The following is a 22,771-nucleotide window of genomic DNA, read 5'->3' as shown; positions in this document are numbered from 1 at the left end:
AATAGACGCAAGGCACCCGGGGTCCGTTAGCTGCCGGACGCGCGAGCCCGCACCCGATCCGGGTAGCTCGCGGTGATTTTGAAGGCGGTGACCAGCAACACGGTAGGGATAACCCAGGCGGTCCAGTCGCCGGTGTCCGGCGCCTTGACCGAGACGAACGCCAACACCGAGTTGGCCGCGAACGTCAAACCCCAGACCAACGTCAGCACCCGATTGGTGCGCTTGAATGCGGGGTGATCCCACACCTCGCGCGGGGTGGACTCGCGCGCGTATTGCTCGGTAAATGGCACGAACGCCAGCGAGCCCAACGCCACGGCCGCGAGGATCCCACTCGAGAGGGTGGCCGACCAGGTGTCCATCCAGTCGTCGTTCTTGGCACCCGTCGCGATCCCGGCGATGGTGAGCCCCACAAAGAATGCGATTGTTACCAGGTCGAGCATCTTGTGGCTGCCGCGAAGGATCGACGGACCCGCCAAGATGATCGCGGCTACCGCCGCGGCGAGCGCACCGTAGAGCCAGGTGCTCTTGCCACTGGCGACCACCCCGTAGATGATCCACGGGGCAAAACCCGCGATGGGGCTCTGCCCAATTCGTGCCAGCGCACCAGGCTGGCGAGCCGGCTGTGGCGCACTCCCGTCGGCGACCTCATGACCATTGGGCATGCGCACACCCTCCTCGTCGGAGCCCCACCCGACGAGGACGTTAACTGAGATCGCTCGCTACCGCAGCAAACCCGGGTCAGGTCAGCGAGTCAGGCGGCAGGAAACGGTCGCCGTATTTGGCGGCCAGTTCTTTGGCCCGGGCCACGAAGGCTTCCTTGCCGGTGCCGCCCGCGCCGGAGTAGCCGACGATGAACTGAGCGCTACCACCGGTGTACGGCGGGAACCCGATGCCCATGATCGATCCGATGTTGGCGTCGGCCGTCGACGTCAACACGTTCTCGTCAAGACACTTCTGGGTTTCCAGCGCCTCGGCGAACAACATCCGGTCGATCATGTCCTGCAGCGGCGGCTGCGAGGAGCCGGACTTGAACGTCTCCCGCAGGCCGGGCCACAGGCTGGTGCGCTTGCCGTCGACGTACTCGTAGAAGCCCGCGCCCTTCAACCGCGACGGCCGGCCGAGCTCGATCATCTTCTCGACGACGGCCTCCGCGGGGTGCGGCTCGTACTTGCCGCCCGCGTCCTCGACGCCCTTGCGGCTCGCGGTCGCGATCTTGTGCATCAGCTCCAGGTTGAGCTCGTCGGACAGCTGCAGCGGCGGCGCCGGGTAGCCGGCCTGCGAGCCCGCGTGCTCGATGCTGGCGGGCTCGACACCCTCACCCAGCATCGCCAGCGCCTCGTTCACGAAGGTGCCGATCACCCGGCTGGTGAAGAATCCGCGGCTGTCGTTGACGACGATCGGGGTCTTGCCGATCGCCAGCGTGTAGTCGAACACGCGGGCCAGCGCCTCGTCAGAAGTCTTCTCGCCTTTGATGATTTCGACCAACGGCATCTTGTCGACCGGCGAGAAGAAGTGGATCCCGATGAAGTCTTCCTGCCGCTTGACGCCGGTCGCCAGACCGGTGATCGGCAGCGTCGAGGTGTTCGACCCGAGCAGCGCGTTCGGCTCGACGATGTCTTCGATCTCCTGGAACACCTTGTGCTTGAGGTCCTGGTTCTCGAAGACGGCCTCGACGACGAAGTCGACACCCTTCAGGTCGGCGGGGTCGGCGGCCGGCGTGATACGGGCCAGCAGCGCCTTGGACTTCTCCTCGGTGGTCTTGCCACGCTCAAGTGCTTTGGCCTCAAGCTTTTCCGCGTAGCCCTTGCCCTTCTTGGCGGCCTCGATGTCGACGTCCTTGAGCACCACGTCGAAGCCGGCCTTGGCCGAGACGTAGGCGATGCCGGCGCCCATCATGCCGGCACCCAGCACGCCGATCTTGGTGATCGGGGTCTTGCCGATGCCGTCGGGGCGGGAGCCACCGGAGTTGATGTACTGCAGGTCGAAGAAGAACGCCTGGATCATGTTCTTGGCGACCTGGCCGGTGACCAATTGGGTGAAGTAACGGCTCTCGATGCGGCTGGCCGTGTCGAAGTCCACCTGCGCGCCCTCGACGACCGCGTCCAGGATGGCCCGCGGTGCCGGCATCGGCGCACCCTTGAGTTGCTTCTTCAGCAACGCGGGGAACGACGGCAGGATGCCCGCCAATGCCGGGCTGGACGGCGTGCCGCCGGGCATCTTGTAACCCTTGGCATCCCACGGCTGGGTGTGCGAGTCGGGGTTGGCCTTGATCCACGCCTTGGCGGCGGGCACCAGCTCCTCGACCGTTCCGACCAGCTCGTCCACCAGGCCGATCTCCTTAGCCTTCGCCGGCTTGAAGCGGGTGCCCTGCGACAGGATGTTCATGAAGGCGTTCTGGATGCCGAACATCCGGGTGGTGCGGGTCACGCCGCCGCCACCGGGCAGCAGGCCCAACGTCACCTCGGGCAGCCCGAGCTGGCTGCCCTTCACATCGGCGGCGATGCGGTGGTGACAGGCCAGCGCGATCTCCAGCCCACCGCCGAGGGCGGCGCCGTTGATGGCGGCCACCACCGGCTTGCCCAGGGTCTCCAGGGCACGCAAGTCACGCTTGACCGACTCGACGGTGTCGAACGCCTCCCCGGCGTTTTCGGGACCGAGGTTGATCATCGCCTTCAGGTCACCACCGGCGAAGAAGGTCTTCTTCGCGCTGGTGATGACCACACCGGTAACCGAATCTTTCTCTGCGACAAGGCGTTCGACGGTGTTATGCATGGACTCGGCGTAGTGCTCGTTCATCACGTTGGCCGACCCGGTCGGGTCGTCCAACGTCAGCGTGACGATACCGTCGGCGTCCTTGTCCCAAGCAATGGTGTTCTCTGGCATGGCCTTAAACCCTCTCGATGATGGTGGCGACACCCATGCCGCCGCCGATGCACAGCGTGATCAGCGCGCGTCGCGCATTGCGGCGCTCAAGCTCGTCGACCATGGTGCCGGTGATCATGGCGCCGGTGGCGCCCAGCGGGTGGCCCATCGCGATGGCGCCACCGTTGACGTTGAGCTTCTCGTCCGGGATGTTGAGGTCCTTCTGGAACTTCAGCACCACCGACGCGAACGCCTCGTTGAGCTCGAACAGGTCGATGTCGTCGACCGTCAGGCCCGCGCGGTCGAGCACCTTGCGGGTTGCCGGGGTCGGGCCGGTGAGCATGATGACCGGGTCCGAGCCACTGGTGGCGGTGGCCACGATGCGGGCTCGCGGGGTCAGGCCCTGCGACTTGCCCGCGGCCTCGGAACCGACCAGCACCAGCGCGGCGCCGTCAACGATGCCGGAGCTGTTACCACCGGTATGGACGTGGTTGATCTTCTCGATGTAGTGATACTTCTGCAGCGCCACGTCGTTGAAGCCGCCCATCTCACCGACACCGTCGAACGCGGTCTTCAGCTTGCCGAGGCTCTCGACAGTGGAACCGGGCCGCATGTGCTCGTCGTGATCGAGGATGACCAGACCGTTCTGGTCCGTCACCGGCACGACCGACTTGGCGAAGTAACCACCCGACCACGCCGCGGCGGCCTTGTCCTGCGAGCGGGCCGCATAGGCGTCGACATCCTCACGCGAGAAGCCCTCGATGGTGGCGATCAGGTCGGCACCAATGCCCTGCGGCACGAAGCCGAGACGGTAGTTGGTCTCGGGGTCGGTCGCCCAGGCGCCGCCGTCGGAGCCCATCGGGACGCGGCTCATCGACTCGACACCACCGGCCAGCACCAGGTCGTCCCACCCGGACCGGACCTTCTGCGCGGCGGTGTTGACGGCCTCGAGCCCCGAGGCGCAGAAGCGGTTGAGCTGGAACCCGCCCGTGGTTTCGGGCAACTTGGCAACCAGCGCGGCCGTGCGGGCGATGTCACCGCCCTGGTCACCGACTGGCGACACGACGCCGAGGATGACGTCGCTGATCAGGTTCTCGTCCAGGTCGGGAAACCGGGTGCGCAGTTCGTCGATCAGCCCGACGACCAGGTTGACGGGCTTGACCTCGTTCAACGAGCCGTTGCGTTGCTTGCCGCGCGGTGTGCGGATGGCCTCGTAGATGAAGGCTTCTTCGGACATGTCGATTCCTCTTCACAAAATGGGGGTTCGGATCGTCTACCAGCACCCTAACAGGGGCTCCCGGCCAACCTGTTGGTTGACCAAGCCTACGCTGGTCGAAGCGTTGAGCGTGACGCCGCAGTCACGCTCGGGTGGCATTGGGCAACGAGTGTTGCACAGGCACGACGCTCGAGCACCCACCGCGCACCCCTAAGCTCGACGACCATGACGGTGTCGCGATTGCGGCCCTACGCGACCACGGTGTTCGCCGAAATGTCGGCGCTGGCCGCGCGGATCGGCGCGGTGAACCTGGGCCAGGGCTTTCCCGACGAAGACGGGCCCCCGGCGTTGCTGAAGGCGGCGCAAGAAGCGATCGCCGACGGTGCCAACCAGTACCCGCCGGGGATCGGCATCGCGCCGCTGCGCCACGCCATCGCGGCACAGCGCAAGCGCCACTTCGGCCTCGAGTACGACCCCGACTCCGAGGTCTTGGTGACGGTCGGCGCGACCGAGGCCATCGCGGCGGCCGTCATCGGCCTGGTCGAGCCAGGCTCGGAGGTATTGCTCATCGAGCCCTTCTACGACTCCTACTCTCCGGTAGTCGCGATGGCCGGCGCGCTCCGTGTCGCCGTGCCGCTGGTCGCCGACGGCCGCGGCTTCGCGCTGGACACCGACGCCTTGCAGCGGGCGGTGACACCGGCGACCCGGGCGCTCATCGTCAACACGCCACACAACCCCACCGGCGCCGTGCTGAGCGCAAGCGAACTGCAGGCAATCGCCGAGATCGCGGTGGCGGCGGACCTTTTGGTGATCACCGATGAGGTGTACGAGCACTTGGTGTTCGACGGCCCCGAGGGTAGGAAGCACCTGCCGCTGGCCGGTTTCGACGGCATGGCGCAGCGCACCATCACCATCTCGAGCGCGGCCAAGATGTTCAACTGCACCGGATGGAAGATCGGATGGGCCTGCGGCCCAGCGGAACTCATTGCCGGGGTGCGTGCAGCCAAACAGTATCTGAGCTACGTCGGCGGCGCGCCGTTCCAGCCCGCGGTGGCACTGGCGCTGGACACCGAGGACGCGTGGGTGGCCGAACTCCGGTGCTCGCTGCAATCCCGGCGCGATCGGCTGGCCGCGGGCCTCGCCCACATCGGCTTCGCGGTGCACGACAGCTGCGGCACTTATTTCCTCTGCGCAGACCCGCGCCCACTCGGGTACGACGACAGCACGACGTTCTGCGCGGCACTACCGGAAAAGGTTGGCGTGGCTGCCATTCCGATGACGGCATTCTGCGACCCCGCGGCACCGCATGCGGAGCTGTGGAATCACCTGGTGCGCTTCACTTTCTGCAAGCGCGACGACACTCTCGACGAGGCGATCAAAAGACTGTCCGCACTCAAGACCGCTTAGAATCCTCATCACCCAGCACGCGCTTTCGCAAGCCCACCAGCGCGGCAGAGAGAATTTTGTCGCCGGCTGAGCGCACCCAGAACGCGGGCAGCGGCGCCCTGAGCTCGATGGTGAGGCTGAATCGCACCCGGGTCTTGTCGTCGCCCTCACGGTGCAGGTTGTATTCGCCATGCTGAGCGTGTTGCTGGGCGGTCTTCTGGGCATCCCACACCATCCAGTCGGAGCCCCAGTGATATTCGACAATTTCGGTATCGGCGATGCCGCTCACTCTGATCGTCATTCTCACGTGGTGCGGCAGTCCGTCGGGATATCGGTCGACGACTTCGACCCGCTTGTGCAACGGCGACCACGAGGGCACGGCGTCCATGTCGGCCAGCGCCTCCATGATTACTTCCGGGGGCGCCTCAATAACGATCTCCGACGATGCGCGTATGGCCACTGTCTACAAATTAGCAATCGGCCGGCTCCCGTGAACCGAAAATTACGGTGCCTTATCCGAACCGCCGCGCATTATCAGGTCACGCAACCCCTTCACCGAGGCGTTGAGGACATTTTCCATCGCGCGCCGGACGACAAATCCGGGAATGGGCCCCGCCGGTTCGACGGTGATATCGAAGCGCACCCGCGTCTTGTCGACACCCTCAGGTTTGAGGTTGTACTCGACGTGCTGACCGTGCTGCTGGAAGGTGCCTTTGGCGTCGTACACCACCCAGTCCGGGCCCCAGTGATATTCCAGAACCTCTTTATCGACAAGGCCGAAAATCCGGATGGTGGTTTTCACGTGGTGTGCGCGGCCGTCGGGATAACGGTCGATTACTTCGATCCTTTTATGCAGCGGCGACCAGGATTCCAACACGTTGACATCCTCGAGCGCCCCCATGACCACGTCAAGCGGCGCATCAACGACGAATTCACGTGATGCTTTTACAGCCACTGAGTTCAACCTAGCAACCCCACCCCACGCACGGAACGTGTTCGGAGTAGTTATTAGCTACCAGTTGATTTCGTTGATCGAGGTGGTTGCGGCCGGTGGCGGCCCGACCGGGCCGGCCGGCGTTCGGGAGAAACGCGGCGCGGGCGCGGCCTGCTCTACGCCGTGAGCGGTGATCACCGTCGACCGCGCGCTCAAATGGTCATTGGTGGCGGCCTCGCTCCACGTCAGCACCGGCGTCACGCAGGCATCGGTGCCGGCGAAAACCTGGGTCCACTGGTCACGCGTCCGACTGGCGAACCGCTGCGCGAAGACGTCATACATCTGCTGATACGAACCGATTTCGAGCTGACCCGGCACGTCGTCCGGCGACAAGCCGAGTCCGCCCAGCAGCGCCGCGAAGAATTGCGGCTCGATGGCGCCGACGGCCATGTACTTGCCATCGGAGGTCTCATAACAGCGGTAGAACGGGGCGCCGCCGTCGAGCAGAAACGATTCCCGCTTGTCGCGCAGGCTGCCGATTCCCTTCATGGTCCACATCATTTGGGCCAGCACACTGACCCCGTCGACCATCGCGGCGTCGACGACCTGACCCTTGCCCGACTTTTCCCGCTCATACAGCGCGACGGCGATACCGAGTAACACCAGCATCGAACCGCCACCGAAATCGGCGACCAGGTTCAGCGGCGGCATCGGCGGCCGGTCGGCGTAGCCAAGCGCCGACAACGCGCCGGTCTGCGACAGATAGTTGATGTCGTGACCCGCGGTCGAGGCCAGCGGCCCGTCTTGTCCCCAGCCGGTAATCCGGGCATAGATCAGCCGCGAATTGACGGCCGCGCAGTCGTCGGGTCCGATGCCGAGTCGCTCGCAGGTGCCGGGCCGGAAGCAGTCCAGCAGCACATCGGCTTTGGCGGCCAACTCCAAGAGGACGCCGGGCTGCGTCTTGACGTCTAAGTCGACAATCCGTTTGCCGCGGTGCAACAAGTCGCGGTCCTCGGCCGGCATCGTCAGGCCGCCGGGCCGGCGCACCCGCACCACGTCGGCACCCAAGTCGGCGAGCACCATCCCCGTGTGCGGCCCGGGTCCAATGCCGCCGAGTTCGATGACTTTGACGCCGGCCAACGGCCCGGCACTGGCCACGGCGGCTACTTACCCTTCTTCACCTGCAGCACCCGCTTGCGCAGGCCCTCCGTCCCGGTGTCGACCGTGCCTTTGATGGCGCGTTTCAACACAAAGCCAGGCAGCGGGACCACCGGGTCGACGCTGAGCTGAAACTTGACTTTGGTGCGCTCGCCGTCCGGAATCAGCGTGTAGGACGCATCCTGTGACCGCTGCTGACCCGAGCTGATCAGTGTCCAGCTCACCTTGTTGTCGCCCCAGGTGTACTCGATCACCTGCTCGTCGGTGATGCCCGCGGCTTTGACTTTCATCTTGACCTTGATGGGCCGCCCGTTGTCGTTGCGGTCGAGGATTTCTACGCTCTGATGCGGCGGCGACCACTCGGGCGCCGACTCCAGATCGGCAATGACATCGAGGATCTCTTCCGGGCTGGCTTCGATAACAACTTCGCGGGTTTCGTTGATCGCCATGGCCCGCACGATAGCGAAACGGCGTCCGGGCGGGGGCGAATTCGACCGAGCGTACCGTCGACTTCGTGACTGATAACACGCCCGATGTGAGTTCCGCGGAATCCGACTACACCATCGGTGACTACCTTTTAGACCGTCTTGCCGAGCTTGGCGTCTCGGAGATCTTCGGCGTTCCGGGCGACTACAACCTGGAATTCCTCGACCACATCGTCGCGCATCGCAGAATTCGGTGGGTCGGCAACGCCAACGAGTTGAACGCCGGCTACGCCGCCGACGGGTATGGACGACTGCGCGGAATGTCGGCCGTGGTAACGACATTCGGCGTGGGCGAACTCTCGGCGACCAATGCGATCGCCGGCAGCTATGCCGAACATGTGCCCGTCGTACACATCGTCGGCGGCCCCTCTAAGGACGCCCAGGGAACCCGGCGGGCGCTGCACCATTCGCTCGGCGACGGCGACTTCGAGCACTTCCTCCGCATCAGTCGCGAAATCACCTGCGCACAAGCCAATCTCATGCCGGCAACGGCTCGCCGCGAGATTGACCGGGTGCTGTCCGAGGTGCGCGAGCAAAAGCGGCCCGGCTACATCCTGCTGTCCACCGACGTGGCGCGGTTTGCCACCGAGCCGCCCGCAGCGCCGCTGCCCCGCTACACCGGCGGCACCAGTCCCCGCGCGCTGTCGATGTTCGTCGACGCGGCCCGTGAACTCATCGGCGACAACCGGTTGACAGTGCTGGCCGATCTGCTGGTTCATCGCTTGCAGGCGGTCAAAGAGCTTGAGGCACTGCTGGCCGCCGACGTGGTGCCCTACGCCACGCTGATGTGGGGAAAGAGCCTGCTGGACGAGAGCTCACCCAACTTCCTGGGGATCTACGCGGGCGCGGCCAGCGCGCCGCCGGTACGCACCGCGATTGAGGACGCACCCGTGTTGGTCACCGCCGGCGTGGTCTTCACCGACATGGTCAGCGGCTTCTTCAGCCAGCACATCGACCCGGCCCGGACCATCGACGTCGGGCAATATGAGAGCAGTGTGGCCGGCCACGTGTTCGCGCCGCTGGAAATGGATGCCGCGCTCGGCGCGCTCGCGGAGATCCTGGCGCAGCGCGGAATCAGTTCACCGCCGGTGACGTCGGCCGGTGACCAAGAACCCGAAGCCGGAGCGCAACCACCGGCCCGTGATCAGCCCCTCACCCAGGAGATGGTGTGGAACCGGCTGTGCGACGCACTCACACCCGGAAATGTGGTGCTCGCCGATCAGGGCACCTCCTTCTATGGCATGGCCGACCACCGACTACCGAAGGGAGTCAGCTTCATCGGCCAACCCCTTTGGGGCTCAATCGGTTACACATTGCCTGCGGCGCTCGGCGCGGCGGTCGCGCACCCAGACCGCAGGACGGTGTTGTTGATCGGTGACGGCGCCGCGCAGCTGACCGTGCAGGAGCTCGGCACCTTCTTTCGCGAAGGGTTGTCCCCCGTCGTCGTGGTGGTCAACAACGACGGCTACACCGTCGAGCGGGCGATCCACGGAGAGACGGCGCCCTACAACGACATCGCAAGCTGGAGTTGGACCGACATTCCCAATGCGCTGGGGGTGGTCAATCACCTCGCGTTCAGCGCGCGAACCTATGGCGAACTCGACGACGCGCTGACCGCGGCGGCCGGACATCAGGACCGCATGGTGCTCGTCGAGGTGGTCTTGCCGCGCATGGAGATTCCGCCATTGCTGGTCGAACTCGTTGCGCCCATGTCGCCGGACGGCAGCAAGCGCCGCTGATAGCAGACCGGGCCTAGGCCGGGTCTGGCTTCGACGATTTGAGTATCGCCTGGACGGTTTGCCGACAACGTCCGCAGTCGGCGCCTGCCCCGCAGGCGTGGGCGACCGCCTTTGTTGTCGAGGCCCCGGCGTCGACCGCGTCGGTGACCGCCTGGCTGGTGACTCCGTTACACAGGCAGACAAACATCGAGCGCTCGGCTCAATTAACTCTCGATGCGCATGATGTCGGAGAACTGACCAACGAACAGCGGCGGGTAAGGCCCCACTCCCGCGCCCGACATCCATTGGGCGGCAGCGTCAGGGTGTTCGATCCACTCCCGCGCGCTCTCCTCGTCGGGGAACTCCTGCAGAATCAATACCTCGTGATTGTCGTCGAAAGCCCGGAATACCCAGGTCTTTCGGATGCCCGCCGCGGTAAACCTGTTCATCGCAGAGTCAACGCCCGCGATCAGTGCCGGCACATCGACGACCGATGCGATGGCGGCCACCACGACCCCGGGAACCGCTGAAGACGACAGGGGCGCCGGGACGAATCTGTCGATGATCTCTCCGGCGAACACCGCGGGGATGTCCTCGACACCCGCCTCGTCGAACCAGTCGAAGAAAACCCGCGATCGCAGCAATTCCACAATCGGCTCACGACTGTGCACGCCGATCATCACCAGCACGCGGCCGTAGTCATGCGTCGACGTGTAGACCAGAACGTGGTGCGCTCCGATATCGGAGAGTGCCTTCTTGTTGTGCTCAAGGAAGGGCTTCACCCGGGACGGGTCGGGCAAACGATAGTCCGACGCGATCACCATTGAATGAATCTCACCGTTGTTCATCGAAGTTGGTCCTTCATCACCTTTCCCGTCGCGTTGAGTGGAAGTGAATCAAGGAACTGTACCGCGCGCGGCACCTTGAATCCGGCCATGCGATCGCGGCACCAGTCGATTAATTCGTCGGCGGCGGCCACACCGTTGAGAACGACGAACGCCTTGCCCACCTGCCCGAGTCGCTCGTCGGGAACGCCGATCACTGCCGCCTGCGCGACGGCCGGATGGCTCAGCAAGAAGCCCTCGATCTCGGCCGGGTAGGCGTTGAAGCCGCCCACGATGAACATGTCCTTTTTGCGGCCGACGACGCGCAGGCGCCCCGTCTCGGTGAATTCTCCCAGGTCTCCGGTGTGCAGCCAGCCGTCGCCGTCGATCGCCTCAGCGGTGGCTGCGGGGTCGTCCAGGTAGCCCTGCATTACGCCGTACCCGCGGGCCAGCACCTCACCGTCATCGGCGATGCGCACCTCAACGCCCTCACACGGCACGCCCGCCGTGGTAGCGACATCCTCGAAAGAATCGCCGGGCAGGGACAGCGTGACGTTGCCGGCCTCGGTGAGCCCGTAACCGGTCATCAGCGTCTGGAATGGCAGTTCGTCATGGATACGACGGACCAGCTCGACAGGAATGTCGGCGGCGCCGGTCACGCCGGCCCGCAATGTCGACAGCTTGGACTTGTCCCCCACTGTGAGCAACGAGTGGTACAACGTCGGCGGCCCGGGCAGCATCGTGATGCGTTCGCGCGCAATGAGTTCCACGACCGTATCGACGTCGAACACCGCCACCGGCAGCATCGTCGCGCCGCGCAGGAATGACGTGATGAGTCCCGCTTTGAGGCCGAACGTGTGGAAATACGGATTGATCTGCAAGTAGCGGTCACCGCGGCGAAGATCCGCCAGCGTCGCCCACTCCTCGTACATTCGCAGCGTTTGGCGATGATTCATCATCGCGCCCTTCGGGCGGCCGGTGGTGCCCGAGGTGAAGATGATGTCCGAAATGTCGCCGCCGCTCACCGGCCGCTCGAACGGGGAACCGCTGGAAAGGAAGTCGGACTTCAGATCGATGACCGGCGTCCCCGCGGGCACGGTGTAGTCCTGGCTCAGAAATCCCTTCTGAACCAGGACGGCCTTTACTTCACTTCGGGCGATGATGTCGCCCGCTTCTCCGGTCTTGAACCGCGTATTGACCGGCACCAGCACCCCGCCCGCGGTGAGCAAGCCGAAAGCCGCGACGATCCACTCCGCGGAGTTGGGCGCCCAGATGGCGACCCGGTCACCCTTATCGATACCGAGTTCTGCGAATGCGCCTGCGGCGCAACGGATTCGCCCGATAAGTTCGACAAAAGTGAAGCGCAGCGGACCGTCGACGACTGCTTCCGCGTCGCCGAAGCGATCCGCCGCGCTCAAGACCATCTCGGGGATGGTCTCCCAGAGTGGGGTGTGTGTCACACCGTGACGAGCCGGGCGAGGTTACCGCCCATGATCTTCGCCTGGTCGTCGGCCGACAGGTGCGACAGCGCATTGATGTAGAAGGTCGGCTCCGCCAGCCCTTCCGGGTGCGGCCAGTCCGAGCCGTACAACACCTGATCCACACCGACGAGGTTGACCAGATCGTCGATGCCGTCCTCGAAGAACGGGCTGACGTGGATGCGGCTCTTGACCATCTCGACCGGATCGCTCGGGAAGGCTTCCGGGGCTTTGCGGAAGACCTCGGCCAGGCCGTCCAGCAGCGGCGTCATCCACTTCGAACCCGCCTCGACGATCGCCACCTTCAGCTTGGGGTGGCGGTAGAGCGCGCCGTGAATCACCCACGATCCCACCGAGTCCTGGATCGGCCGCCATTCGTTGAGGATGCCCATCGCGTTGGTCTGGAACGGCAGCATCTCTGCGCTGGCGCCGTCCCACTCCGAGGTGTACCGGGAGTAGCCGCTGTCGCTGGAGTGCATGCCGACCAGCACGTCGTACTCGACGACCCGCTCCCAGAACGGATCGAACTCGGGCAGTGCGAAGGATCGCGGGCCACGGAAGCCGGGGACCGGCGCCGGTCGGACCAGGATGCAGCGCGCCCCACGTTTGACCGCCCACTCCAGCTCCTCGATCGCCTTCTCGACGATCGGCAGGGTGATGACCGGGGTGGTGAAGATCCGGTTCTGGTAGTTGAAGCCCCAGACCTCGTCGAGCCATTCGTTCAGCGCGTGAACCAGGACGTGGATGGCGAGCGGATCGTCGGACAGCCGCTCCTCGAGCAGGCTGGCCAGCGTTGGGAACATCAGGGTGCGGTCCAGACCCAGCTCGTTCATCACCTCGAGGCGCGGGCCGGGCTCGAAGAACGCCGGGATCGCGCGCATCGGCTCACCGAACAGCTCGCGCTTGCTCTTGCCCTCCGGGTTGCCGTACTTGAAGTACTCCTCCCAAGCACCCGGCCGGGCGACGACCTCGAAGGTCGGGTTGGGAATGTAGTTGCTGATCTGGCCGCGGATCGCGATTTTCGTCCGCCCGTTGATCTGCACGTACTGGACGTAGTCCTTGTACGCCTTGGGCAGGAACTTGGTCAGCGCCTCCGGCGGCTCGTAGAGGTGGTTATCGGCGTCAAAGATTGGAAACGGGACGTCTTCCCGGTGAGACAGTTGACCCATGAGATCCTCCTTCGCAATTTGCGAGAATACTATTCTCTCGAAGGCGGTCGCCGCAACACGCCCCCTGTCGGTGGACGGCACCCCGCGGTCAGCAGGTGGCGATGATTTTGAATTCGGCAGACGCCGCTTCATTCGGCTTGTCGGTTTTGAAACCGTTGGCGGTGCCGGTGATCGTGAACTTGTCCCCAGTCATGCTCATGTCGGCGCTGCTACTGCCGCCCCGGGAGTACATCCCGGTGAACCCACCAAGATTCTGGATGCGCACAGACTGGGCTGTCGCCGGTTGCGCCCCCTCGTCGATAATCACCTTGGCTCCGGCAAAGTTGCCGCCGATGTCGATCGTCCGAGTCCACCCCAATTGGCTGCACTTCACGACGTGGAAGTTCGCGTCGTTGCCGTTGACGGCCACCGATGCCGTGCTGGCGATTTGGCTTGGCCGCGATGTGCAGGCCCCGACGCCGGCCACGGCAAGCACCGCAGCGGTCGCCGCGACGATTCGGTTCTGCACCGGGCCACCTCTATCCTTGATGAGCAAACCCATTCAGCCTGCATCGATGATGCTATTCTCGCCGCACGAGAATGCCAATATCGACGGCTCTTCGAGGAGCAAATACGCATGCTGGATTTGGAGCTCGACAATGGGTTGGCGGTACTCACGATCGACCGTCCCCACGCGCGCAACGCGATCGCGCTCGACACCATGGACCAGTTGGAGAAGGCACTCGATGCAGCAACGGGCGCCCATGCCCTGGTGATCAGGGGTGCCGGCGACAGGGCATTCGTGTCGGGCGGCGACCTCAAGGAGCTCAGCGCGCTGCGCACCGTTGAGGACGCTGCCGCAATGGCAAAGCGGATGCGGACCATCTGCGATCAACTGGCGAACTTTCCCGCACCGGTGATCGCCGCGCTCAACGGCCACGCCTTCGGCGGTGGTGCCGAAGTGGCTGTTGCCGCGGACATCCGGGTTGCCGCAAGCGACATCAAGATTGCGTTCAATCAGGTGACGCTGGAAATCATGCCGGCTTGGGGCGGTGCCGAGAGGCTGGCAGCCCTGGTCGGAAAGAGCAAAGCCTTGCTGCTCGCGGGCAGTGGGAAAACCGTTGACGCCGCCGAGGCCGAGCGGATGGGGTTGGTGGACGTGGTGTTGCCGCGCGCCTCCTTCGAGGAGGGCTGGCGCTCGCTTGCCACCTCACTGACCCGCCAGCCGGCCGCGGAGATAAAACGACTAATCAGCGGCGTTTCACCTGATGAGGCGATAGCATCCTTTGCACGTTTGTGGGTTGCCGATGCCCATTGGCAGGCCGCAGAGCAGGTAATGAACCGAAACGCTAAGCCGCGCCCGGCCGGAGGAGCGACATGAGTACCAGCGTGAAGAAGCTACTAGGCATCGGATCGGCGATGACCGTGGCGGGGCTCTTGGCGGGCGCGGGTTTGGTTGTGAGCCCCGGACGGGCTCATGCCGACCCAACTGCCGGGCCGATCATGCATCACGTCAAGTACGCCGTCACCGCTGAGAATCCGATCTACACCGATATTTATTACCTGGACCACCAGCCGGCAAGATTCTCCGATTACAGCCACAACCCTTACTCATTCACACCGCACATCGACGTCGATCTCGCCCCCGGTAAGCCGTGGACCTTCGATCTGGACATGTCGAACCCCGACGACTACGCGATGGTCGTGGCGAGCACGGGTACCGAGCCCGGCACGCCGGGGCTTCACTGTGTTCTGGCGGTGGACGGAGCCGTCGTCGTATCCAAGGATGGCCTCAAAGGCGTGCTTTGCTCGCTGCGGAACTGGTGAACCATCCAGGTCGGCGGGACACCCTCGATTGGTTGCGGTTCGCCTTCCAGGCGACGCAAGTGACTTTCGACTAGTTCCACGGTTTCGGCGTGACCGGAGGAGATACCGACCGCCTGCTCGAGCACTAGGAATCTCGACAGGCTGGACATCAGCACGGCGACCACCACCGGCGGCAGCTCTTCGGAGGCCACGCCATATTCCTGTAGCGCGGTCGTCACCGCTTGGCGTTGCTCCTCGCGGAATCGTTCTGCGTAATATGCGATTTCGGCCCGCATCTCCTTGCGGTGATTGGCCAGCGCCATGAATTCCATGGAAATGCGCGTGAATGCGGGATCGGTGCCGAATCGCCACACCGCCCACAGCGGCTGCGCTGACTTCATCAGCTGCGCGTGCACCTCGAGCGATTCTTCACCGCGGCGGCGGAAGACCTCGAGGAACAGCTCCTCCATGGTGCGGAAGTAATAGTGCACCAGCTGAGGTTTCAGCCCCGCCTTGTTGGCCAGTCGGCGCGAGGTGACAGCGGCGTAGCCCTCTTCGATCATCAACTGTTCGGCAGCGTCGAGCAGCAGGCCACGGTTCTTGGCGTCGGGCGCACCGATCCTGCGAGCCGATGTCATGCCGCTCTCCGTCCTGTCCGCGCTCGCCTGCCAACCACGGGAATCCTAGCGCGGCACGGCGTCGTGTCCTTGACCACGACATTACTGCCGTGCTAAGCAGGTGCTCAGCAGATTCTCGAAATCGGGCGGCGGTACCGCATGCCGCCGGACATCACCGGTAAACCCAGCCCAGGGAGAAACAATCCGATGAGCAACTACGACTCGATCGACTTCTTCACCGATCAGTCTCTGGTCCCAGATCCGCACCCCTATTTCGACTACCTACGCAGCCAAAACCCGGTGCTGCGGTTGCCGCACTATGGGGTCGTCGCGATCACCGGCTACGCGGAAGCCACCGAGATCTACAAGGACCCGGAAACGTTCTCCAACATCGTCGCGCTGGGCGGGCCGTTCCCCCCGCTGCCGTTCCAGACCGACGGCGGCGACATCAGCGCCCTGATCAACGAGCACCGCAGCTACTTTCCGATGAACGAGCACATGGTCACCATGGACCCCCCGGACCACACCAAGGCTCGCTCGGTGCTCAGCAAGCTGTTGACCCCGAGCCGGCTGAAGCAGAACGAGGAGTTCATGTGGCGGCTGGCCGACCGCCAGCTTGACGAGTTCTTGCACAACGGCGAGTGCGAGTTCATCGCCGAATACTCCAAGCCGTTCGCCACGTTGGTGATCGCCGACCTGCTCGGCGTCCCCGAGGACGACCACAAGGAATTCCGCGTCGTCTTGGGCGCCGACCGGCCCGAGGCACGGGTGGGTGCCCTGGACCACGAGTCGGTCGGCATCAACCCACTCGAGTGGCTCGACGAGAAGTTCTGCAACTACATCGAGGCCCGGCGGCACGAGCCACGCGGCGACGTGCTGACTTTCCTGGCGGAAGCGAAGTATCCGGACGGTTCCACCCCCGAGGTGATCGACGTGGTCCGTTCGGCCACGTTCCTTTTCGCCGCCGGCCAGGAGACCACGGCCAAATTGCTGAGCGCAGCCCTGCAAGCCCTGGGCGACCGGCCGGAGATACAGCAACAGATTCGCGACGACCGGAGCCTGATTCCTGGATTCATCGAAGAATCACTGCGCATGGAGAGCCCGGTCAAAAGCGACTCACGATTGGTCGTGCGGGACACCAACATCGGTGGTGTCGACCTACCCGCCGGGACCGTCGTGATGGTGCTGCCGGGGGCGGCGAATCGCGATCCACGCCGGTTCGAGAACCCGCACGAGTTCGATGTCCGCCGCAAGAACGTTCGCGAGCACATGGCGTTTGCCCGCGGGGTGCACTCCTGCCCCGGCGGACCGCTCGCGCGCGTGGTGGGCCGCGTCTCCATCGAACGCATCCTGGACCGGATGCCGCACATCGAGATCAACGAAGCCCACCACGGGCCGGCCTCCGAGCGTCGTTACACCTACGAGCCGACCTATATCTTGCGGGGTTTGAGCGAGCTGCATCTGTCGTTCACAACCGCGGATGCGGTCGCGCCCGTGGGCTGACCGCTTGCGGGCTCGGACTAGCGGATCTGCATTCCGACGAAATAGCAGCTGAGCATCGCGACGGCCATCACCACCACCCAGGCGTCGGTTAGCCGGCAGAGCAGAGCCGGAGCGCTTCTCACCTCCATGAACTCTCGAAAGATGATGCGCACCTTGATAAGTGCGATCACGATGACCATCGTCGTCACCACCGCACTGGATTTCATCGACCCGTCGACCGAGTGGTCTATCCACAAATAAGCCAACGTCAGCGCGGCCAGGATGACCCAGACCAACAACAGCCTCTTGTTGAATTTCACTGCTCACCTCACCACGTACAACAGCGCAAAGATGAGCACCCATAGGAAATCGACGGTGTGCCAATACGTTGCGGCGGTTTCGATAAGTTCCTGGGAGCGCCGCGCCGGACTTCGGAGTTGGTACACGATGATGCCGAGGACGACGAAGCCGATCAGCAGATGAACGAAGTGGATCCCGGTCAGGAAGAAGTAGTAGGTGAAGAAGTCGTTGCTGTCGAACCCATTGCCCGTGTGGACCAGCCGCGCCCACTCAAACACCTTGAAGAACAGGAACACCGCGGCGAATCCGGCCGTGATGAAGACGTCCCGCAGCGCCGCCCGGTAGGCGCCGGCGCGGGCTGACTGGACACACCGCGCCACCGACCACGAGCTCAGCAGCAAGACCAGGGTGTTGAAAACGCCGATACGCAGGTCCAGGTGCGCCTGGGCATGCAAGAACAACTCGGGGTTTCTGGCGCGAGAGAACAGGTAGAAGCCGAAATACCCTGTGAAGACCAAGGTCTCGAACAACACGAAGGCCCACATGTCGGGCTGACCGGGCACGAATCTAGCGCGTGTGTCCTTATCGGTCAGGTCGGCCTTGAGGTCGGTCACAGCGCAACCGCCTCTTTCCGCTTACGCGGGAAATCCGGCAACTGTCCGGTACCGAAGTCTTCGCGCCGGATCATCCGGTACAGCATGACAACGAATGTGACTTGGTAGACGCCGAATACAACCATGTCCAGCCACCAGGCGATCTCGCCGTCCCAGGCGAACACGCCACGCCGGAAGATCCAGCAGGGCGCCACGACGACCTCGGTCAGCGCGTTGCAGAGGTTGAGATAGCCGAACCACTTGGGGAACACCCGATTCTTGTCGAGCAGAATCGCGACCATCCAGATCAGCGAACCGATCAGGAAGACCCCCATCGTTCCGTCGAAAGACAAGAAGGCGAAGTCGTAGAGCCAGCCGATCACTTCAGGGTTGCGCTCTGGTCGCATCGTCCCGACGATCAGCGCGATGTTGAGCAGAATCATGCCGGGCACCGCACTGAGCGAGTAGATGACCAGATAGGAGTAACCGAACGCGCGGCTGACCGACATACGTCGCATCGAATACGCAATCAGGGCATTGTTTGTCGCGATCGCGCCGCTGATCGCGAAGATGATGCCGAAGCCAAGAGGTATGCCGAGGTGCCGTTCGGAGAACCAGTGGACCTGCGTCGCGAGGTCCCAGGTGGGTTCCGGCGGGGGCTGAACTTGCGCGATCATGAAGAACACCGGGAAGAACAGGTTGTAAAACACGACAAGCACCCACCACGCCAACCAGAGTTCGCGCTTGGGGTTGTGCCGTATGTGCCAGGCGATCCGGTGATGCAGCGGGCCGGAGGGAGGCGTGGCCGGCGACGTCGGCGGTGTAATCACCGCACTCATGCGTCGACCAGTTCATCTGGACGCCGGCGGTTTTCGGCTCGCTCGCGATAAATGGCTTGCCCCAATGCAACGCCCATCACGACGATCCAGACGGCGATGGCAATGTTTTTCACCCAGAACGACAGGAAGCCGTCCCACGCCAGCGGGCCGGTCAATGACACTCCGACAAAGGCTGCCGGCACCAGCGCTAAAGCCACGAGAAGGTTGAAGTGGGCCACCCAGCGGGGGAGAACGGGGCTCGGCTGATCATCGAAATAGATTGCGACGGCAAGGATCACGCTTTGCCCGATCAGGAACGGGACCAGGATGGTGAAGGTCATCCAGCCGAAATCATTGAGCAGCTGCGTCAGTTCCGGACTGCGCTCGGGACGAAAGGCGGCCAGCAGCCAGCAGACGTTGGCGACGAGAAACAATGTGGGACCACCGGCCACGCAACCCAACATCGCATAGGAGAAGATCGGCGTCCGATGTGCCATTCGGCGGATCTGCAGCACGATCAGGGCCAGGATCGGGACGAGGCACACGCCGAACCAGTTGAACACGATCATGCTGTACCGGATCTGCGGGACGTGGGCCGGATCGGAAAAGAACGCGGCAACCTGCTCCGCCGGCATCGACGGTGACATCGGCGGATTGAAGCCCGGAAACAGAAGGAAGCCGGCGATCCAGAGGATCACCGTGACTGGCAATGTCCAGAGCAGAATGACCTCGCCGTCGGTGGACCGCAGCGTCGCTCGCCGATCGGCCGTATCTCCCCCGCCGGTGTCTGTCATCGGTGACTCCCTTCAGCACGAAATCGACGTGCTACATTCGGCTCGCCCCCGAAGCTAGCCGATCGGCTAGCCTCGGGTCAATAGCCGGTCGTCTAGGCTCGTTGCGTGGGAACAGCAGGGCAGCCGGTCAGCGATGAAGAGCTGAGAGTTGTTCAATACAGCCCTGCCCGAACGCGGGTGCTCGATGCCGCGCTCGACCTGTTCGCGCAGCATGGCGTCAGCGGCACCTCGCTGCAGATGATCGCCGATGCCGTCGGGATCACGAAAGCTGCTGTCTACCACCAATTCCGAACCAAGGATCAGATCGTGATCGCGGTTACCGAGCGCGAGCTCGGGCGGCTGCTTCCCGCGCTGGAGGCAGCCGAGGCGCACGGCAACGGACCCCAAGCCCGGGATGCGCTGCTGGAGAGCGTCGTCGAGATGGCGGTCCGCGACCGCCGGTTGGTGCGCACGTTGCAGTTCGATCCCGTTGTGGTTCGGCTGCTGGCCGAACACAAGCCGTTTCAACGCTTTATGGACCGGTTGTATGAAGGACTGCTGAGCGATGCCGGCCTGGACGGTCGGATCGAGGCGGCCATGTTCTCCGGCGCGATCAGCACCGCGGTCATGCACCCGCTGCTGGCCGACATCGACGACGACACACTGCTCGTGCGGCTTACCGACATGATCAAGCGCCTGCTCGGTTTGCACCAGGAAGCACCCAAGTCATCCAGCTGAAGGAAAAACAGGGAGTCGGGTCAGTTTCCTGACCGCGTCAATGCGCTTGTCCGCGGGGTTGATTGGCTTGGAAGCAACGCACTCGGGTAGCGGCAACATCCGGCTTGACTCCCATACCCACTAAAATCTGAACTACTTGGGCAGAGGGAATCCCAGAATCGAGATCGTTCTCAATCACATGAACGCTGGGAAACCAAACTTCAGCACTCACCCCCGGCGGTGGGAGTTTCGCGTCGCCGCCCAGGCAACTCACGTAGCCATCGATGCCTGTGTCGGCGCGAGCGGACGGTGCGAGGAGTAGGACGGCGATGAACATGCTCGCCGCCACCGCGACATGGCTGCAACGGCCTTGGCAGCCCGGGCGACTAACGCGCTCGCTGCTGAAATTAACGATCTGCATAGCGATCGGCTCCCTCGTGTTGCCTCGTGAAGGCTACGTGTCGGCGCGGATCCAGCTCACTATGCCGTCGTGGGCATAACAGATAAGGAACAGGCCATCCGGCGCCTGCGCGACGTAGTTCTGGTAATTCTGGCAGCTGGCATTTTCTTCCTTGACTCCCGCCATTGGCGGTGACCGGAACCATCGCGGCTGATATCTCCTCGGCGAGCCGCAGAACATCAGCCGTCCGGGCTGCGAGGCGAAGGAGACATAACCGTCGGCAACACCGAAGGCGTAGTAGCTGGTGTTGTCACACGGCGCACCCAAAACCTGATGCGGCATGATGCCGGGAGTGCAGTCGGGGTAGTCGCACACGGTCGGCCCGGCGTAGGACGGCGGCGCGGCTAGCAGACCGGCGCCGAGCAACGCGGCAAATAGGGCCACGATTAATCGCACCCGATTACTTTGCCACACCTGAAAAGAAAATTCTCCTGTTTGGAGAAGATCTCTCGAGCGATAACGGTCGTCCGCGCAAGGCTGCGCGAACGCTAGTGAGCCCGCTCGCTGACGATCGAGATTTGCGCATGTAAGAGCCGCAATGGCCGCCGTTCGATGGAAGCATTGAGCACACGCCGAAGTGATAAGCTGCTTCTCCGTGCACAATTCGGAGGGGCCTGACGTCGACCGTTGTGATAACCCGGCGGACGTGAACGACCCCGACGGAACTACGGAAGTCTCAGAAGAGGAAGTTGCCGAGGCTGAAGCGCGCGCTGAGGCCGCGCGGGCGCGCCTGGCACGCCTGCGCGGGTCAGCAGAAGCCGGGGACCCGGGCGACGCCGCATCCCGAGATGACGAGCAACGCCAGGCGACGCGGATCCGGAATCGGCTGCGGTTGCCGCGTCCCGGGCTTCCCAGGCGGCTCCGCCGTCCAGCGCGGAAAACGGCAGCTGTTGTCATTGGCACCGTGCTCGTCTCCGCTTCGGTCGGCGCGAGCGGGTACATACTGTGGCAGCACCACGCCATAGTTCATAACCGGCAGCTGGCCGCGGAGTTCGCCGCAGCCGCCCGGCAAGGGGTCACGGCGCTGATGTCGATCGACCCCGCTCACGCCAAAGAGAGCGTCCAGGCCATGATCGATTCGTCTACGGGCGACCAGAAGAACCAACTGTCAGTGCTGTCAGTCCTCATAGTCAAGAAGGCGGAGGAGACGAAGGTCGGCAGCACGGCGACCGTGGAAGCCACCGCCGTCCAGTCGTTCAGTGACAATTCAGGAATCGTGCTTGTGGCAGCGAAAACCGTTCCCGTCGGGCCGGATAACGCCAAACCGCCGCCGGCCCTGTTTCGACTCAGTGTCGACATGAACCGCGACGGCGGTCAGCTCAAGATGTCGAGAGTTGAATTCCTGTCATGAGTGTCGAGCGCGGCTCGTCGCTGGACGGTACCGAAACTGCGATTGAGAGCTCGGAGCATTCCCCCGCCGACGAGGACGGGCGGCCACCTGCTAGCGGGGGGTCGGCGCGCTTCCGTCGGCTGGCAGCGGTCCGGCCCTGGGCCCGCCGGTGTCTGGCGAAGTGGCGTTCCATAGTCGCGGCGACGTTGGTCGTTGCCGCCTTGGGATTCACCGGCGGCACATACTTCATTGTGTATCGGCCGGATCAGCAGGTCGGCGATGCCGCCGCACACCAGGTAGTCCAGGCGGCGTCGGATGGTGCCGTAGCGGTGCTGTCGTATTCGTACGAGCATTTGCATCGTGATCTCGCGAATGCGAAATCGCATCTCACCGGCGACTTTTTGGCCTTCTACGACAAATTCGCCGAAGATGTCGTGGCGCCGACGGCGCAGCAGGGGCAATTGACGGCCACCGCCAAGGTGATCCGGGCCGCAGTTTCGGATTTACATTCTGATTCGGCCATCGTGCTGGTTTTTGTCGACCAGGCCACGACCAGCGTGCAAAAGAAAGATCCCGAGAAGACGCAGAGCGCCGTCCAGGTCACGCTGACAAAGGTCAACGATTCCTGGCTGATCGCGAAATTCGACCCGGTTGCATGAGTGCGGA

At 63.8% G+C, this 22,771-nt stretch carries 27 protein-coding genes; 8 read left to right on the top strand and 19 right to left on the bottom strand.

The features are described 5' to 3' along the window. Positions 1–26: 26 nt before the first annotated feature. The 3 genes from H7K34_RS12895 to H7K34_RS12885 all read right to left on the bottom strand — a co-directional run bounded on the left by H7K34_RS12895 (position 27) and on the right by H7K34_RS12885 (position 4,099). On the bottom strand, positions 27–662 hold the full coding sequence (locus tag H7K34_RS12895; RefSeq protein ID WP_264062298.1) for a DUF3159 domain-containing protein: 636 nt from the start codon (positions 660–662) through the stop codon (positions 27–29). 76 nt (positions 663–738) lie between these two features. Beyond that, complete coding sequence (locus tag H7K34_RS12890; protein WP_264062296.1) at positions 739–2,883, bottom strand: 3-hydroxyacyl-CoA dehydrogenase NAD-binding domain-containing protein; 2,145 nt, start codon at positions 2,881–2,883, stop codon at positions 739–741. Positions 2,884–2,887: 4 nt separating this feature from the next. Continuing rightward, on the bottom strand, positions 2,888–4,099 hold the full coding sequence (locus H7K34_RS12885) for an acetyl-CoA C-acetyltransferase (RefSeq protein ID WP_264062295.1): 1,212 nt from the start codon (positions 4,097–4,099) through the stop codon (positions 2,888–2,890). 204 nt (positions 4,100–4,303) lie between these two features. Here H7K34_RS12885 and H7K34_RS12880 point away from each other — a divergent pair, with 204 nt between their 5' ends. After that, on the top strand, positions 4,304–5,485 hold the full coding sequence (locus H7K34_RS12880; protein WP_264062293.1) for a pyridoxal phosphate-dependent aminotransferase: 1,182 nt from the start codon (positions 4,304–4,306) through the stop codon (positions 5,483–5,485). Here the strand turns inward: H7K34_RS12880 and H7K34_RS12875 are convergent. From H7K34_RS12875 to H7K34_RS12860, 4 genes are read right to left on the bottom strand one after another with little or no spacing between them, the layout of a single operon-like run. Further along, positions 5,472–5,924, bottom strand: a complete 453-nt coding sequence (locus H7K34_RS12875) for an SRPBCC family protein (protein ID WP_264062292.1) — start codon at positions 5,922–5,924, stop codon at positions 5,472–5,474. The two genes, H7K34_RS12880 and H7K34_RS12875, sit on opposite strands and share 14 nt — an antisense overlap. A 42-nt stretch (positions 5,925–5,966) precedes the next feature. Then, positions 5,967–6,419: an SRPBCC family protein gene (locus tag H7K34_RS12870; RefSeq protein ID WP_264062291.1), complete on the bottom strand. Its 453-nt coding sequence runs from the start codon at positions 6,417–6,419 to the stop codon at positions 5,967–5,969. 57 nt (positions 6,420–6,476) lie between these two features. Further along, entirely contained in the window at positions 6,477–7,556 is a 1,080-nt protein-coding gene (locus tag H7K34_RS12865; protein ID WP_264062290.1) for a CaiB/BaiF CoA transferase family protein, read from the bottom strand. 5 nt (positions 7,557–7,561) lie between these two features. Beyond that, positions 7,562–8,005 (bottom strand): SRPBCC family protein, encoded by a 444-nt coding sequence (locus H7K34_RS12860; protein WP_264062289.1) that lies wholly within the window; start codon positions 8,003–8,005, stop codon positions 7,562–7,564. 65 nt (positions 8,006–8,070) lie between these two features. Here H7K34_RS12860 and H7K34_RS12855 point away from each other — a divergent pair, with 65 nt between their 5' ends. After that, a complete protein-coding gene (locus H7K34_RS12855; protein ID WP_372510755.1) occupies positions 8,071–9,780 on the top strand; it encodes an alpha-keto acid decarboxylase family protein in 1,710 nt (569 codons plus the stop codon). A 13-nt stretch (positions 9,781–9,793) separates the two neighbouring features. On the opposite strand, the gene H7K34_RS12850 is transcribed toward H7K34_RS12855, so the two are convergent. The 5 genes from H7K34_RS12850 to H7K34_RS12830 all read right to left on the bottom strand — a co-directional run bounded on the left by H7K34_RS12850 (position 9,794) and on the right by H7K34_RS12830 (position 13,738). Beyond that, positions 9,794–9,967, bottom strand: a complete 174-nt coding sequence (locus H7K34_RS12850; protein ID WP_264062287.1) for a (2Fe-2S)-binding protein — start codon at positions 9,965–9,967, stop codon at positions 9,794–9,796. 16 nt (positions 9,968–9,983) lie between these two features. Further along, entirely contained in the window at positions 9,984–10,607 is a 624-nt protein-coding gene (locus H7K34_RS12845; protein WP_264062286.1) for a fatty-acid--CoA ligase, read from the bottom strand. Further along, positions 10,604–12,007, bottom strand: a complete 1,404-nt coding sequence (locus tag H7K34_RS12840; RefSeq protein WP_264062464.1) for a FadD3 family acyl-CoA ligase — start codon at positions 12,005–12,007, stop codon at positions 10,604–10,606. The genes H7K34_RS12845 and H7K34_RS12840 overlap by 4 nt, the downstream gene beginning before the upstream one ends. Before the next feature lie 32 nt (positions 12,008–12,039). Continuing rightward, positions 12,040–13,230 (bottom strand): amidohydrolase family protein, encoded by a 1,191-nt coding sequence (locus H7K34_RS12835; RefSeq protein ID WP_108925820.1) that lies wholly within the window; start codon positions 13,228–13,230, stop codon positions 12,040–12,042. A gap of 88 nt (positions 13,231–13,318) precedes the next feature. Further along, positions 13,319–13,738: a lipoprotein LpqH gene (locus tag H7K34_RS12830; RefSeq protein ID WP_264062285.1), complete on the bottom strand. Its 420-nt coding sequence runs from the start codon at positions 13,736–13,738 to the stop codon at positions 13,319–13,321. Between the two features lie 108 nt (positions 13,739–13,846). Here H7K34_RS12830 and H7K34_RS12825 point away from each other — a divergent pair, with 108 nt between their 5' ends. Further along, the gene (locus H7K34_RS12825) at positions 13,847–14,590 is read left to right on the top strand and encodes an enoyl-CoA hydratase/isomerase family protein (protein ID WP_264062284.1); all 744 of its coding nucleotides are present in this window, start codon (positions 13,847–13,849) and stop codon (positions 14,588–14,590) included. Positions 14,591–14,661: 71 nt separating this feature from the next. Next, positions 14,662–15,036 (top strand): hypothetical protein, encoded by a 375-nt coding sequence (locus tag H7K34_RS12820; protein ID WP_264062463.1) that lies wholly within the window; start codon positions 14,662–14,664, stop codon positions 15,034–15,036. Here H7K34_RS12820 and H7K34_RS12815 read toward each other — a convergent pair. Continuing rightward, complete coding sequence (locus H7K34_RS12815; protein ID WP_264062283.1) at positions 14,952–15,653, bottom strand: TetR/AcrR family transcriptional regulator; 702 nt, start codon at positions 15,651–15,653, stop codon at positions 14,952–14,954. The genes H7K34_RS12820 and H7K34_RS12815 overlap by 85 nt on opposite strands. A 186-nt stretch (positions 15,654–15,839) precedes the next feature. Here H7K34_RS12815 and H7K34_RS12810 point away from each other — a divergent pair, with 186 nt between their 5' ends. Then, a complete protein-coding gene (locus tag H7K34_RS12810) occupies positions 15,840–17,135 on the top strand; it encodes a cytochrome P450 (RefSeq protein WP_264062282.1) in 1,296 nt (431 codons plus the stop codon). Between the two features lie 17 nt (positions 17,136–17,152). Here the strand turns inward: H7K34_RS12810 and H7K34_RS12805 are convergent, their stop codons facing one another. From H7K34_RS12805 to H7K34_RS12790, 4 genes are all read right to left on the bottom strand, one after another. Further along, positions 17,153–17,434 carry a cytochrome C oxidase subunit IV family protein gene (locus tag H7K34_RS12805; RefSeq protein ID WP_264062281.1) on the bottom strand — a complete coding sequence of 94 codons (282 nt, stop codon included), beginning with the start codon at positions 17,432–17,434 and terminating at the stop codon, positions 17,153–17,155. Between the two features lie 3 nt (positions 17,435–17,437). Further along, on the bottom strand, positions 17,438–17,959 hold the full coding sequence (locus tag H7K34_RS12800; RefSeq protein WP_264062461.1) for a cytochrome c oxidase subunit 3 family protein: 522 nt from the start codon (positions 17,957–17,959) through the stop codon (positions 17,438–17,440). 65 nt (positions 17,960–18,024) lie between these two features. After that, a complete protein-coding gene (locus tag H7K34_RS12795; RefSeq protein ID WP_264062280.1) occupies positions 18,025–18,846 on the bottom strand; it encodes a hypothetical protein in 822 nt (273 codons plus the stop codon). Beyond that, positions 18,843–19,619: a hypothetical protein gene (locus H7K34_RS12790; RefSeq protein ID WP_264062279.1), complete on the bottom strand. Its 777-nt coding sequence runs from the start codon at positions 19,617–19,619 to the stop codon at positions 18,843–18,845. Before H7K34_RS12790 ends, H7K34_RS12795 begins: the two co-directional genes overlap by 4 nt. A 105-nt stretch (positions 19,620–19,724) precedes the next feature. Between H7K34_RS12790 and H7K34_RS12785 the strand changes: the two genes are divergently transcribed. Beyond that, positions 19,725–20,336, top strand: a complete 612-nt coding sequence (locus tag H7K34_RS12785; RefSeq protein ID WP_264062278.1) for a TetR/AcrR family transcriptional regulator — start codon at positions 19,725–19,727, stop codon at positions 20,334–20,336. Between the two features lie 37 nt (positions 20,337–20,373). Here H7K34_RS12785 and H7K34_RS26920 read toward each other — a convergent pair whose 3' ends face one another. Beyond that, positions 20,374–20,652 carry a hypothetical protein gene (locus tag H7K34_RS26920; protein WP_372510768.1) on the bottom strand — a complete coding sequence of 93 codons (279 nt, stop codon included), beginning with the start codon at positions 20,650–20,652 and terminating at the stop codon, positions 20,374–20,376. Positions 20,653–20,769: 117 nt separating this feature from the next. Next, positions 20,770–21,159 (bottom strand): hypothetical protein, encoded by a 390-nt coding sequence (locus H7K34_RS12780; protein ID WP_264062460.1) that lies wholly within the window; start codon positions 21,157–21,159, stop codon positions 20,770–20,772. A 211-nt stretch (positions 21,160–21,370) separates the two neighbouring features. On the opposite strand from H7K34_RS12780, the gene H7K34_RS12775 reads away from it, so the two are divergent. Both H7K34_RS12775 and H7K34_RS12770 read left to right on the top strand, forming a co-directional pair. Beyond that, positions 21,371–22,126, top strand: a complete 756-nt coding sequence (locus tag H7K34_RS12775) for a hypothetical protein (protein ID WP_372510752.1) — start codon at positions 21,371–21,373, stop codon at positions 22,124–22,126. Then, positions 22,123–22,764, top strand: a complete 642-nt coding sequence (locus H7K34_RS12770) for a hypothetical protein (RefSeq protein ID WP_264062275.1) — start codon at positions 22,123–22,125, stop codon at positions 22,762–22,764. The genes H7K34_RS12775 and H7K34_RS12770 overlap by 4 nt, the downstream gene beginning before the upstream one ends. Positions 22,765–22,771: the final 7 nt, after the last annotated feature.

This window comes from Mycobacterium montefiorense, assembly GCF_025823255.1.
GTDB lineage: Bacteria > Actinomycetota > Actinomycetes > Mycobacteriales > Mycobacteriaceae > Mycobacterium > Mycobacterium montefiorense.
The sequence above is the reverse complement of the archived record's forward strand: the minus strand, read 5'-3'. Positions and strand labels throughout refer to the sequence as shown.